The organism is Haloechinothrix sp. LS1_15, assembly GCF_033042135.1.
GTDB lineage: Bacteria > Actinomycetota > Actinomycetes > Mycobacteriales > Pseudonocardiaceae > Haloechinothrix.
The window spans coordinates 25,100-38,038 of sequence record NZ_WBXM01000006.1; the positions used below are offsets into that span (position 1 = coordinate 25,100).

At 69.1% G+C, this 12,939-nt stretch carries 12 protein-coding genes; 5 read left to right on the plus strand and 7 right to left on the minus strand.

The genetic code is table 11. The features are described from left to right. Positions 1–30 precede the first annotated feature (30 nt). On the plus strand, positions 31–459 hold the full coding sequence (locus F8178_RS10835; RefSeq protein WP_317494618.1) for a DUF1707 domain-containing protein: 429 nt from the start codon (positions 31–33) through the stop codon (positions 457–459). Between the two features lie 48 nt (positions 460–507). Next, on the plus strand, positions 508–1,053 hold the full coding sequence (locus tag F8178_RS10840) for a GNAT family N-acetyltransferase (RefSeq protein WP_317494619.1): 546 nt from the start codon (positions 508–510) through the stop codon (positions 1,051–1,053). A gap of 34 nt (positions 1,054–1,087) precedes the next feature. On the opposite strand, the gene glpD is transcribed toward F8178_RS10840, so the two are convergent. Beyond that, positions 1,088–2,842, minus strand: a complete 1,755-nt coding sequence (glpD, locus tag F8178_RS10845; protein WP_317494620.1) for a glycerol-3-phosphate dehydrogenase — start codon at positions 2,840–2,842, stop codon at positions 1,088–1,090. Between the two features lie 156 nt (positions 2,843–2,998). After that, the gene (locus F8178_RS10850; RefSeq protein ID WP_317494621.1) at positions 2,999–4,402 is read right to left on the minus strand and encodes an NAD(P)H-quinone dehydrogenase; all 1,404 of its coding nucleotides are present in this window, start codon (positions 4,400–4,402) and stop codon (positions 2,999–3,001) included. Positions 4,403–4,549: 147 nt separating this feature from the next. Between F8178_RS10850 and F8178_RS10855 the strand changes: the two genes are divergently transcribed. The 3 genes from F8178_RS10855 (at position 4,550) to F8178_RS10865 (ending at position 5,696) form a co-directional block, all read left to right on the plus strand. Continuing rightward, the gene (locus tag F8178_RS10855; RefSeq protein WP_317494622.1) at positions 4,550–5,002 is read left to right on the plus strand and encodes a gamma-glutamylcyclotransferase family protein; all 453 of its coding nucleotides are present in this window, start codon (positions 4,550–4,552) and stop codon (positions 5,000–5,002) included. 73 nt (positions 5,003–5,075) lie between these two features. Continuing rightward, positions 5,076–5,354: a type II toxin-antitoxin system RelE/ParE family toxin gene (locus F8178_RS10860; protein ID WP_317494623.1), complete on the plus strand. Its 279-nt coding sequence runs from the start codon at positions 5,076–5,078 to the stop codon at positions 5,352–5,354. A gap of 18 nt (positions 5,355–5,372) precedes the next feature. Beyond that, positions 5,373–5,696, plus strand: coding sequence for a HigA family addiction module antitoxin (locus tag F8178_RS10865; protein ID WP_317494624.1), 324 nt, complete (start codon positions 5,373–5,375; stop codon positions 5,694–5,696). Between the two features lie 45 nt (positions 5,697–5,741). On the opposite strand, the gene F8178_RS10870 is transcribed toward F8178_RS10865, so the two are convergent. From F8178_RS10870 to F8178_RS10890, 5 genes are all read right to left on the minus strand, one after another. Then, on the minus strand, positions 5,742–7,034 hold the full coding sequence (locus F8178_RS10870; RefSeq protein WP_317494625.1) for an amidohydrolase: 1,293 nt from the start codon (positions 7,032–7,034) through the stop codon (positions 5,742–5,744). Between the two features lie 218 nt (positions 7,035–7,252). After that, positions 7,253–7,606, minus strand: coding sequence for a hypothetical protein (locus F8178_RS10875; RefSeq protein ID WP_317494626.1), 354 nt, complete (start codon positions 7,604–7,606; stop codon positions 7,253–7,255). Positions 7,607–7,748: 142 nt separating this feature from the next. Continuing rightward, positions 7,749–8,741 carry a methylmalonyl Co-A mutase-associated GTPase MeaB gene (gene meaB, locus F8178_RS10880; protein WP_317494627.1) on the minus strand — a complete coding sequence of 331 codons (993 nt, stop codon included), beginning with the start codon at positions 8,739–8,741 and terminating at the stop codon, positions 7,749–7,751. 15 nt (positions 8,742–8,756) lie between these two features. Next, complete coding sequence (gene scpA, locus F8178_RS10885) at positions 8,757–10,994, minus strand: methylmalonyl-CoA mutase (protein WP_317494628.1); 2,238 nt, start codon at positions 10,992–10,994, stop codon at positions 8,757–8,759. Continuing rightward, positions 10,991–12,895, minus strand: coding sequence for a methylmalonyl-CoA mutase family protein (locus F8178_RS10890; RefSeq protein ID WP_317494629.1), 1,905 nt, complete (start codon positions 12,893–12,895; stop codon positions 10,991–10,993). The genes scpA and F8178_RS10890 overlap by 4 nt, the downstream gene beginning before the upstream one ends. Between the last annotated feature and the right edge of the window lie 44 nt (positions 12,896–12,939).

Consider the following 12,939-nt stretch of genomic DNA (forward strand, 5'->3'; position numbering starts at 1 on the left):
CGAGACCGCCACCACCCGTACGATCACGGTGTGAACGCCGATCGGCCGGAATTCCGGATCAGCGACGCTGACCGGCAGGAAGCGCTGGATGCGCTCAACGAGCACGTCCGCACCGGGCGTTTGGGCCTCGAGGAATTCGGGGAGCGTTCCGCCCAGGTGACCACGGCCAAGACGCTCGGCGAGCTGGCGGAGTTGTTCGTGGACCTACCGCGGCCCCGCCCCAGCGTGCTCGATCGCCCCGCACAGCAGCCTGCCCCGGCACGGCAGGCGGAGGTCGCCGACTCGCCGGGCCCGGTCGCGAGCTGGCTGGTCTCGGCCGCGGTGCCGCTGTCGGCTGTGGTGGCGATCGTGCTGTACTTCACCGTGGCGCGGGGCATCTTCCTCGTCTTCCTCATCCCGATCGCCGTCGCATTGCTGGTCAGCGCCGCAACGGGACGCGGCTGGCCAGGCGTTCGCTGACCTGCCCGCCCGCTCCCGCCTGGCGACAGGCGGGTAGCGTCGGTTCCCGTGGAGCCCGTGGAGATCAACGCAGGTACCTACTACCTGCGCCAGCTACGCGCCGACGACCGGATGGACGACCGGCCCGCACTGATCGAGGCGTTCGCCGACGCCGCGACACAGCGCTACCGCAGCGCCCGTGTCCCGGACAGCGACGCCGCCACCGCGTATGTCCGCGATCGCGAGGCGGCGTGGGAGTCCGACACCCGCTACACCTGGGTTGTCGCCGAGCAGACCACGGGCGCCCTCCTCGCCGAGGTCGAGCTCAACCGGCTCGATCCGGCCAACAGGGCCGCCGGGCTGGCGTTCTGGACCCACCCGGCGCACCGGGGTGGCGGCGTGCTCGTGCCCAGCATCGGTGCGGTCCTGCGGTTCGCCAGCGGCGCTCTCGGCATGCACCGCACCGAGCTCCGGCACGTCGCGAGCAACCACGCGGCACGGCGCGTCGCGGAGAAGTGCGGCTTCACGCTGGACGGCACCCTCCGTGAGGCCGCCGTCGTCGACGGCACCACGGAGGACCTGCTCATCTGGTCACGGCTGTCCACCGACAGCTGAAGAGCCACGACGCGCGCACGTCCCCTGGCGCCTATCACCCCTCCTTGCGAACGGTCAACGCATCGAGATGCGGCCGGACGTCGGGCGCGGTCAACCGCACCGCGTCCGCGGCCTCGTCGCTCGGCTGGATCTGCGAGTCCCGCTCGGCGGTCACCCGCGAGATGTAGGCGTCCACCTCATGGTTCACCGTGGCACGCGACCATCCCAGCACGCCCGCCATGAGCTCGGCGACCTGTCGGGAACAATCCACCCCGCGGTGCGGGTACTCGATCGCGATACGGGTGCGCCGCGCCAGCACGTCCTCCAGATGCAACGCCCCCTCGTGACTGACCGCGTAGACCACCTCGATACGCAGGTAGTCCGGCGCGTGTTCCAGTGGGCGCAGCCACTCCGGCTCGTGGTCGGCCAGTGCGAGCAGCTCGTGCACCTGCGATCCGTACCGGTCGAGCAGGTGCCGCACCCGGTAGGGATGCAGTCCGTACTGCGCCGCGAGCCGGTCGGCCTGGTTGACCAGCGCGTGATAACCGTCGGCCCCCAGCAGCGGGACCTTGTCGGTGATCGAGGGCTGCACCCGCGAGGGCAAGTCGACGGCCGCAGCGTTCACCGCATCGGCTGCCATCACACGGTAGGTGGTGTACTTGCCACCGGCGATGGCCACCAGCCCCGGTGCGACCCGGGCCACCGCGTGCTCCCGGGACAGCTTCGAGGTCTCCTCGCTCTCCCCTGCCAGCAACGGCCGCAGCCCAGCGTAGACCCCCTCGATGTCATCATGCGTCAACGGTGTCGCCAGCACCGTGTTGACATGCTCGAGGATGTAGTCGATGTCGCGCTTGGTCGCGGCCGGATGTGCCAGGTCCAGCTGCCAGTCGCTGTCGGTGGTGCCGAGGATCCAGTGATTGCGCCACGGGATGACGAACAGTACGGATCTCTCCGTGCGCAGGATGATGCCGGACTCGGCCACGATGCGGTCCCGGGGAACCACCACGTGCACACCCTTGCTCGCGCGCACCCGGAACCGCCCCCTGCTACCGGACAGCTGCTGCAGCTCGTCGGTCCACACCCCGGTGGAGTTGACGACAGCGCCCGCTGGAACCTCCACCTCACGGCCGTCCTCGGCATCACGCACCACCACACCGGAGACCCGATCCGCCTCATGCAGGAAATCCACCACCTGCGTCGAGGTGCGCACCACCGCCCCATACCGCGCCGCGGTGCGGGCGAGCATCATGGTGTAACGCGCGTCGTCGACCTGCGCGTCGTAGTAGCGGATACCACCGACGAGCGCGTCCCTGCGCAGCGCGGGCGCCATCCGCAACGCACCCGCCCGTGTCAGGTGCCGCTGTCCCGGTACCGAACGCGCTCCGCCCATGGTGTCGTACAGCAGCAGCCCCGCCGCCGTGTACGGGCGCTCCCAGAACCGACGCGTGAGCGGGTAGAGGAAGCTGACCGGCTTGACCAGGTGCGGTGCCAGCCGGTTGAGCAACAGTTCTCGCTCCGCCAGCGCCTCCCGCACCAATGAGAACTCGAGCTGTTCCAGGTACCGCAACCCGCCGTGGATGAGCTTGCTCGACCGGCTGGAAGTGCCGGACGACAGGTCCCGTGCCTCCACCAGCGCCACGCGCAGCCCTCGGGTCGCCGCGTCCAGCGCCGTGCCCGCGCCGGTGACGCCACCCCCGATCACCACGAGGTCGAAAGATTCCTTACCCAATCGCTGCCAGGCGTCCTCCCGGTCAACCACACCGAGGCGACCGATACCCGACCACCCGGCCGTACGCGCCTGTCGTGCCACCGCGCGCTCCTCTCGACCACGGCCCTGCCGCCACAGTATCCCGACACGGATAATTCTGCCGGATCAACCCGCGTGAGCCGGTCCACAGTCCACCGTCAAGCCTCACCCGGTGGGGTTGCCGCCGAGCGAGCTCGGACCTGGGAGGCCGGTCCTCGGTCAGTCCAGGTCGTCGTGGCGCATCAACTGCCGCCCCGCCTCGGTCAACGATCCCGACAGCGACGGGTACACCGCGAAGGTGAGCGCGAGGTCCCTGGCGGTGAGCTGGTTCTGCACCGCGAGCGCGATCGGCAGGATCTGCTCGCTCGCCTGCGGCGCGACCACCACCCCACCGATGACCACGCCTGTGGCAGGACGGCAGAACAGCTTCACGAACCCGCGCCGCAAGCCCTCCATCTTGGCGCGTGGGTTGGTCGCCAGCGGCAGCATGATCGTGCGGGCAGGCACCTCGCCCGAGTCGATAGCCTGCTGGCTGATCCCCACGGTGGCGAGCTCGGGATGGGTGAACACGTTCGCGGCCACTGTCTTGAGCTTGATCGGGGACACGCCCTCACCGAGGGCGTGCCACATCGCGATACGGCCCTGCATGCTCGCCACCGAGGCCAGCATGAGCAGGCCGGTGCAGTCCCCTGCGGCGTAGATGCCGGAGGCACTGGTGCGTGACACCCGATCGACGGGGATGAACCCGCGCGGATCGGTCTCCACCCCGACCGTCTCCAACCCGATATCCGAGGTACTGGGCACCGACCCGACGGTCATCAGCGCGTGGCTGCCCTCGATGGTGCGCCCGTCGGTGAGGTGCACGACGACACCGTCGGATGTGCGCTCGACCTTGTCCGCTCGCGCGTGCTTGGCGAGGGTGGCGCCGCGCTGGCTGAACACTTCCTCGATGACAGCGGCGGCATCGGCATCCTCGTGCGGCATGATCCGGTCCCGGCTGGAGACCACGGTGACCGAGACCCCCATCTCGAGGTAGGCCGAGGCGAACTCGGCCCCGGTGACACCCGAGCCGACCACGATCAGATGCTCCGGCATCTCCTCGAGGTCGTAGAGCTGCCGCCAGTCGAGGATGCGTTCGCCGTCGGGCACCGCCCCCGGCAGCACCCGGGGCGTCGCGCCGGTGGCGACGAGCACGAAATCGGCGGTGAGCACCTCCTTCTCGCCGCTGTCGCTGATCACCTCCACCTGGTGCACGGCAAGACCCGGCTCCGGATCGCACAGCCGCGCCGTGCCGGTGAGCACGCGAACACCTTCCCGCTGGACGCGTGCCTTGATGTCAGCGGACTGCGCCAGCGCGAGCCCTTTGACACGGCCGTGGACGACATGGTTGTCCACCTGGACCTTGTCCAGATCGAGAGACACGCCGAGCTCCCCCATGCCGTGTAGGCCCGCCCGTGCCCCCGACGTCGCGATGAGGGTTTTCGAGGGCACGCAGTCGAACAACACGCAGCCACCGCCGAGGGCGTTCTGGTCGATCACCGTCACGTCGGCCCCGTGCTGGGCGGCGACCAGCGCCGACTCGTAGCCTGCAGGTCCGCCGCCCATGATCACGATCCTGGTCACGTGGCCTCCATACTGCTCCGCTCACGAACTGCGCCACTGCCACGGTACGTGGCGCGCCTCCCGGCGTGCCGGGCACCCGCTGCGCTGCTACGGTGAAGTCATCCTGATCCAGATGACGGTGAGCAACGAGCTACTAGGCTGTCGATCGTGCCACTTTATGCCGCCTACGGTTCCAACATGGACCCTGCGCAGATGATGGAGCGCGCGCCGCTGTCGCCGATGGCTGGGACCGGCTGGCTGGAAGGCTGGAGGTTGACCTTCGGGGGCGAGGACGTCGGCTGGGAAGGCGCACTGGCCACCATCGTCGAGGATCCCGATTCGCGGGTGTTCGTGGTGCTCTACGACGTCAGCCCGTTCGACGAGGACCGGCTGGACCGCTGGGAAGGCGGTGAGCTGTTCCTGCACAACAAGATCCGGCTGCGGGTGCAGACCATGGACGGCGACCAGCTGGCGTGGTTCTACGTGCTCGACGCCTACGAGGGCGGGCTCCCATCCGCGCGGTACCTGGGCATGCTCGCCGACGCCGCCGAGGCCGCTGGCGCCCCCGCCGACTACGTCGCCGACCTGCGCACCCGGCCCTGCGTCGGCATCGGCCCGTAACCCGTGTCCAGGGGACAGACATCCATAATACTAACGTGGTGCGTTACTAACGTGTTGCGGTAGTATCTGCGGTGTGATTCGTTCGTTCGCCGACAAGCGGACGGAGCTGGTCTGGCGGCGACGCCAGGCGCGACTGCCACATGACGTAGCCCGTCAAGCCTGGAAGAAGTTGGCCATGCTCGACCAGGCTGACAACCTCAACGACCTCCGCGTGCCGCCCGGCAACCGGCTGGAACAGCTACGCGGCGACCGCGAGGGACAACACAGCATCCGCATCAACGACCAGTACCGCATCTGCTTCGTCTGGACCGACCACGGCCCGACCAGTGTCGAGATCGTCGACTACCACTAAAAGGCAGGCGAGTAGGAAATGAGTGACGACACCATCATGGAGCCGGTACACCCCGGCGAGATCCTGCGTGAGGAGTTCCTGGAGCCGCTGGGCATCACCGTCTACCGCCTGGCCCACGACATCGGTGTAGCCGAGACCCGCATCGCCGAGATCGTCAAGGGACGCCGTGCAATCACCGCCGACACCGGCCTACGGCTGTCGCGCTACTTTGGCACCAGCGAGGCGTTCTGGACCGGGCTGCAGGACCTCTACGAGCGCGAGCGGGCACGCGACCACCTTGGCGACACGCTGACGCGTATCCCCACTCTCCCGGTCAACGACCCGACGAGCACCTGCACCTGATCGGGGACTCATGCCCTGGACACGGCATGCCAGTGCCCGACACGTTTAGGCGGCCAGCACCGTGTGCACGAAGGTGCGGACACCGACGAGCAGGGCGCGCTCGTCGAGCTGGAAGGTGCCCTGGTGGATGTCCCGAACCGGGCCGTGGCCGGGCCACACGCCGAGCCGGGCGAAGGATCCGGGCACGTGCTCGAGGTACCAGCCGAAATCCTCCCCGCCGGAGGACTGCTCGATCTCGATCAACGCCTCGGGGCCTAGCGCGGTGGCTGCTCCCTGCCGCAGCTGTGCGGTGCTTTGCTCGTCGCAGACCACCGGCGGGACACCCTGCCGGTACCCGATATCGAGATCCACGCCGGTGGGGGCCAGCAACGACTCGGCCGTCGACCGCACCAGCGGCTCCAGCTCGCGCCAGACGGCGTGCTCGGCGGTACGCACCGTGCCACGCAGCGTACCCTGCTCGGGCACGGTGTTCGGAGCATCGCCCGCGTGCACCGAACCCCAGGTCAGCACCGTTCCCGACCGCGGGTCCACCCGCCGGGACAGCACCGAGGGCAGCCCGGTGATCACCGTGCCGAGGGCGTGCACCAAGTCGGCCGTCAGGTGCGGACGCGAGGTGTGACCGCCGGGTGAGGTCAGGCTCAGCGTGACGAGGTCCGCTGCCGAGGTGACTGCACCGACGCGGGTGCCGATCGTGCCCACCGGCAGGTGCGGGGCACAGTGCAACGCGAAGATCCGGTCGACGTCCGCGAGCCAACCCTCGGCGATCACGTCCAGGGCGCCACCGTACATGACCTCCTCGGCCGGCTGGAAGATCAGCCGCACCCGGACCGGCAGCTCGGGGGCGGCGACCAGCGCCGCCCCCGTGGCCATCAGGATCGCGGTGTGCGCGTCGTGCCCGCAGGCATGCGCCACCCCGTCGACAGCGGAGGCGTACGGCAGACCGGTCGCCTCGGTGATGGGCAGCGCATCCATGTCGGCCCGCAGCGCGATACAGGTTTCCCCGCTGCCGATGTCGCACACCACGCCGGTTCCTCCGGCGAGCACGGTCGGTCGCAGGCCGAGCGAACGCAGCTCGCTCACCACCAGCTCGGTGGTGCCGAACTCACGGTTGGCGAGCTCGGGGTTGGCGTGGATGTGCCTGCGCCACGCGATGATGTCGGCTACGCTCCGCTCGAGACACCGGTCGAGCCAGTCAGGACCGCGGCCGGCCGCGAGATCCTCCACCGAAGCCATACTGACGCCGCTGGCGGTGATCAGCCCGTCCAGCGCGGCATCGGTGATCGACGACCGGCCGTCCCGATCACCCGGAACCTCGGGTCCGGAGTACAGCACGGTCATACCGCACCTCCACAACCGGCGACCGCCCCCACGGCAGCCGGTACTCCAATTGGGGATGAAATGTCGGTGGTCGTACGCATGTAACACTCATTGTGCACGACACCGATTCACGTTGTGCTCTGATTCACGTACCACAGAGACTACCGGTGGCCATGCTGCGGCGAGCGGCTACAGAGGGTTCGCTCCGGCGGCCCGAAGTTGCCGCCGCTCGACGACGATCAACCGCCCGCCGGGTTGCGGCGCTTCGACCTGATCCGCCTACCCCAGATCACGATGCCGAGCAAGGCCAGCGCCGCCCCAGCCACGATCAGCCGATCCTCGGGGGTGCGCTCTTCCTGTTCGAGCCGCGGCCCTTCGTTCACACCGCCGGTCCCCTCGCCGTCCTCGGCATCCTCGCCGTCCTCGGCGTCCTCGGGCTGCGCCTGATCGGTCCGTTCCTGCGCCTGTTCGGCGGCCACCGGATTGCCGCGGACCGTTTCCTCCTCGGGCCCCGCCAATCCCAGGGTCGGTACCAACGCGGCGATCACGCCAACCAGGAGCAGCGTGATCGCCACGCCCCGCACCTTGGTCATGCCGTGCCTCCAGCTCGAGGAAGTTCCCACCTACCCCTCGCCTGCGCCGCACGCGAGGTCACGTCGAACAGTGTGCCCGTTCCGATACGGTGTGTCATCTCGGCGCGCCCCGGCTCACACCCGGTCACGGTCCCGAGCTCGCCTACCTGCCGCCGCCGAAGGCGTTCAGGATGCGTTCCGCGGCCAGCACCGGTGTGAGGTCGCCGTCGCGCACCGCCTGTTCCATCTGGGGGACCAGATCCCGCACCGCGGTGTGCGCCGCCAGCCGTTCGAGCAGCTGCTGCCGCACGGTGGACCACATCCAGTCCACCTGCTGCTGCTTGCGCTTCTCCGCGAGTGCGCCGGACTCGGCCATCGTGGCGTTGTAGTTGAACAGCTGCTGCCATACCGCATCCAGCCCGGCGCCGGTGAGGCCGCTACAGGTGAGTACCGGCGGGACCCAGCTCGCGTCCTGGCCGTACAGCAGCCGCAGCGCTCCCTGCAGCTCGCGTGCGGCCTTGCGCGCCTGCTGCTCGTACTCGCCGTCAGCCTTGTTCACGGCGATCACGTCGGCGAGCTCCAGCACACCCTTCTTGATGCCCTGCAGCTGATCACCGGTACGTGCCAGCGTGAGGAAGAGGAAGCAGTCGACCATGTTCGCCACGGTCACCTCAGACTGCCCGACACCAACGGTCTCGACGAGCACCACGTCGTAGCCCGCCGCCTCCATCAGCACGATGGTTTCCCTGGTCGCCCGTGCCACGCCGCCGAGCGTGCCCGAGGTGGGCGATGGGCGGATGAACGCCGATGGGTCGACGGCGAGCTTGCCCATCCGGGTCTTGTCACCGAGGATGCTGCCGCCGCTGCGCGTCGAGGACGGATCCACCGCGAGCACCGCAAGCCGGTAGCCCTGCTCGGTCAGCGTCGTGCCGAGCGCGTCGATGAAGGTGGACTTGCCGACGCCGGGAACGCCGGTGATGCCGACGCGCATCGAGCCTCCGGAGTGCGGCAGCAGCTCCCCCAGCAACTCCTGCGCCTGCTCCCGATGCTCGGTACGGCTGGACTCGACCAGCGTGATCGCCCGCGACAGCGTGCCCCTGTCGCCAGCCAGCACGCCCTTGGCGTACGCGGGAACATCGATCGTCTTCGGTGGCATGGCTCGTGGCCTTCGTCAGTCCTCGCAGCTGAGCTGGTTCAACAGGTCGACGGCCGCGTCCGCGATGACCGTACCGGGCGGGAAGATCGCCGCCGCTCCCGCTTCCCGCAGCGCGTCGAAATCCTGTGGCGGGACCACCCCACCGACCACCACGAGGATGTCCGAACGTCCCAGCTCGGCGAGCTCGGCACGCAACGCGGGTACCAGCGTGAGGTGGCCCGCTGCGAGCGAGGAGACCCCGATCACGTGGACGTCTGCCTCCACGGCCTGGCGGGCGACCTCGGCCGGAGTGGAGAACAGTGGCCCGACATCGACGTCGAATCCGATGTCGGCGAACGCGGTGGCGATCACCTTCTGACCCCTGTCGTGGCCGTCCTGACCCATCTTGGCGACGAGGATCCGCGGGCGCCTGCCCTCTGCCTCGGCGAAAGCCTCCACCTTCTGCCTCGCCGTGTCGACGCCGGGTGAGGAACCCACCTCCTCACGGTACACACCGGAGATCGTACGGATCTGTCCCGCGTGCCTGCCCCAGATCCGTTCGAGCGCCCCAGAAATCTCGCCGACGGTGGCCTTGACCCGCGCGGCATCGATCGCCTTGGCGAGCAGGTTCGTCGACATGTCGCTGGGGTCAGGGGTGGCTTCCCCCGCCGCGGTGAGCTCGTCCAGTGACCGGCGCACCGCGTCCTCGTCGCGCTCGGCGCGCAGTTCCCGCAGCTTCTTCAGCTGCTGCGCGCGCACCTCCGCATTGTCGACCTGCCGCACGTCGATCTGCTCGGAATCCCCATCGTCGACGACGCGGTAGGTGTTGACGCCGATCACCGGCTGCCTGCCGGAATCGATCCGCGCCTGGGTACGGGCGGCGGCTTCCTCGATGCGCATCTTGGGGATGCCCGCCTCGATCGCGCTGGCCATACCGCCAGCCGTCTCGACCTCCTGGATGTGTTCCCACGCACGGCGCGCCAGGTCGTAGGTGAGCCGCTCGACGAAGAAGCTGCCGCCCCATGGATCGATGACCTTCGTGGTTCCCGACTCGTGCTGCAGCATCAGCTGGGTGTTGCGCGCGATACGCGCGGAGAAGTCGGTCGGCAACGCCAGCGCCTCATCCAGCGCGTTGGTGTGCAGCGACTGGGTATGCCCCTGGGTGGCGGCCATCGCCTCCACACAGGTGCGGGTGACGTTGTTGAACACGTCCTGCGCCGTCAGCGACCAGCCCGAGGTCTGGCAGTGGGTTCGCAGGCTCAGCGACTTGTCCGACGTGGCACCGAACTGCTTGACCAGCTTGGCCCACAGCAGCCGCGCCGCGCGCAGCTTGGCGACCTCGGTGAAGAAGTTCATGCCGATGCCGAAGAAGAACGACAGCCGCGGCGCGAACGAATCGATGTCCAGCCCGGCATCGAGCCCTGCCCGGATGTACTCGACCCCGTCGGCGAGGGTGTAGGCGAGCTCGAGGTCGGCGGTGGCGCCTGCCTCCTGCATGTGATAGCCGGAAATGGAGATCGAGTTGTAACGCGGCATGCGCTGCGAGGTGTACGCGAAGATATCGGAGATGATCCGCATCGACGGCTGCGGCGGGTAAATGTAGGTGTTGCGGACCATGAACTCCTTGAGGATGTCGTTCTGGATGGTGCCAGCCAGCTGCTCCGGCGCCACCCCCTGCTCCTCGGCGGCGACCACGTACAGCGCCAGCACCGGGAGTACGGCCCCGTTCATGGTCATCGACACGCTCATCTCGTCGAGCGGGATGCCGTCGAAGAGCTGCCGCATGTCGTAGATCGAGTCGATGGCCACCCCGGCCATGCCCACGTCACCGGACACGCGCGGGTGGTCCGAGTCGTAACCACGATGGGTGGCCAGGTCGAACGCCACCGAGAGGCCCTTCTGCCCGGCGGCCAGGTTACGCCGGTAGAAAGCGTTGGACTCCTCAGCCGTGGAAAAGCCCGCGTACTGCCGGATCGTCCATGGCTGGTTGACGTACATCGTCGGGTACGGCCCACGCAGGAACGGCGCGATCCCGGGGTAGGTGTTCATGAAGTCGAGCGAGGCGGTGTCCTGCTGGTCGTAGACCGGCTTGATGCCGATCCCCTCCGGCGTCTCCCATTCGAGTGCATCGGCGTCCTTGCCGGTGTTCGCCTGCACCGCCGCGGCCCAGTCGGCGTCATCGGCGGTTTCTGTGGCGCCGGAGGTACCGAGCGGGACCTCGGTGAAGTCAGGGATGGCCTGTCCTGCTCCGGACTCGGCGTGTGTGTCGCTCATCGGGCAACTCCCAACGTGTCCAGCGAATCGGCGAGGATGCCGAGCGCGTCACATCCGCTGTGGACGAACCCACTCACTCCGGCCTCCCGGAAAGTCTCGTCCGGTTTCCCTGCCAGCAGGACCTGCTTCGCACCCGCCGCGCGCAGCGCGGCGACCACCTCGGCGACCTGCTCGGCGTAGGCCGTGTCGCTGCCGCACAGGCACGCGATCGCCGCCCCGCTGGTGCGAAACGCCTCGGCCAGCTCGGCGACCGATGCGGTCTCGCCGGGATCGACGGGCTCGATGCCGCCCGCGGTGAAGAAGTTCGCCGTGAACGTCGCCCGCGCGGTGTGCGCGGCGAGCGGGCCGAGTGTGGCGAGGAAGGCGCGCGGACGCAGGCCTGTGGCGGCCAGGTGGGCATCGGAGCGATCCCGCAGCCGCTCGAAGCCCTCCGCGTAGCGCACCCGGGGTAGGCCGCCGTGCTGCCGCGCGTCGTCCGGCCACGGTTCGCGGCTGACGGGTTCCTCGGTCAGCAGCGGGTACTCGCTGACCCCGGTGAGCGGCACCCTCCTGGTTGCCAGGTCGGAAGAACGTTCTTGCCATGTCGCGGTGAGCCTGTCCGCGAGATAGCCGCTGTCCAGAACGGACTCGATACCGCCGCGCTCCTCGATCGCCTGGAACTCCCGCCACGCGGCGTGCGCCAGCGCGTCGGTGAGGTGCTCGACGTACCACGAGCCACCTGCCGGGTCGGTCACTCCGGCGAGTTTGGACTCGTTGAGCAGAATCGAACTGGTGTTGCGCGCGATCCTCCTGCCGAACGCATCCGGCTGCCCGATGGCGGTGTCGAACGGCAGCACGGTGATCGCGTTGGCCCCGCCGACTGCGGCACCGAAGCATGCCACGGTGCCGCGCAGCATGTTGACCCATGGGTCGCGGGTGGTGAGCATCGCGGGCGAGGTCACGGCGTGCTGATGCTGCGCTGCCGCGGCCGACCGGACCCCGCTGACCTCGCAAGCACGCGCCCACATCCGGCGAGCGGCACGCAGCTTGGCGATAGTGAGGAACTGGTCGGCGGTGGCGGCGTATCGGAACTCCAGCTGCGCCGCAGCGTCGGCGACGGGCATCCCGACGCCCGCCAGCGCGCGCAGGTAGCCGACCCCCGTCGCCAGCGCCGCTGCCAGCTCCTGGGCATCCGAGCCGCCTGCCTCGTGGTACGGCAGGCCGTCCACCACGATCGTGCGCAAGTGCGGGTAGTCCCGCCCGACGCGCGCGGCGAGCTCGGCCGCGCCTGCCACATCGTGCGCGTGGCCGGTGGTCGCCAGGAGCCCGATCGGGTCGGCGCCCAGGGTGCCCACGGCCTGGCTCGGCGGCAGCTCGCGTTCGGCGAAGACGTCGAGCAGGGCCTCGGCGGCTCGCCGGTAGTCCGCGCCGGGGTCGAGCACGATCGGGGCGAGGTCGACGTACACCCCGGTCAGTGCTTCGCCGAGGGCATCGACCGGCAGCGCGGCAGCGCGCCCCTCGCCGAGGCGCAGCCACACCGAGTTGGCGCCGTTCTCCAGGTCGGTGAGTACCGCCCGGTTGACGGTCGCCGGATCGGGGTCGGCGTGCCGGACGCGGTTGTCCCATCCGGTGGTGACCCTGCCCTCCGGGCGGTCACCCCGCACGTAAGGCGGCAGCCCGGGAAGCCCGGTGGCGAATGCCGGGACATCCTCGGCGGTGTACAGCGGGTGCCGCTCGATGCCGTCATAGGTGGTGCTGACGAGCAGGCGCTCCGGTTCGTCCGGTGCGGCGTCCCGCCCGAGCGTGCCGGTCTTACGCAGTGCGGCGGCGACCTGGTACCGCCACTGCTCGCGGGTCGGGGTGTCGAACTCACCACCGAGAACAAGTTCTTCAGGCGCCGAGGGCCGGTATGACGCAGCCATAATCTGTCATGGTAGATCCCGCACTGCCTCGCACGATGTGACGC

Bases quoted from the DNA above. Each gene is read 5' to 3' on its own strand.
- F8178_RS10865 (WP_317494624.1), top strand. From the start codon at position 5,373: ATGAGTGACGACACCATCATGGAGCCGGTACACCCCGGCGAGATCCTG.
- F8178_RS10870 (WP_317494625.1), bottom strand. From the start codon at position 7,034: ATGACCGTGCTGTACTCCGGACCCGAGGTTCCGGGTGATCGGGACGGC.
- F8178_RS10875 (WP_317494626.1), bottom strand. From the start codon at position 7,606: ATGACCAAGGTGCGGGGCGTGGCGATCACGCTGCTCCTGGTTGGCGTG.
- meaB (WP_317494627.1), bottom strand. From the start codon at position 8,741: ATGCCACCGAAGACGATCGATGTTCCCGCGTACGCCAAGGGCGTGCTG.
- scpA (WP_317494628.1), bottom strand. From the start codon at position 10,994: ATGAGCGACACACACGCCGAGTCCGGAGCAGGACAGGCCATCCCTGAC.
- F8178_RS10890 (WP_317494629.1), bottom strand. From the start codon at position 12,895: ATGGCTGCGTCATACCGGCCCTCGGCGCCTGAAGAACTTGTTCTCGGT.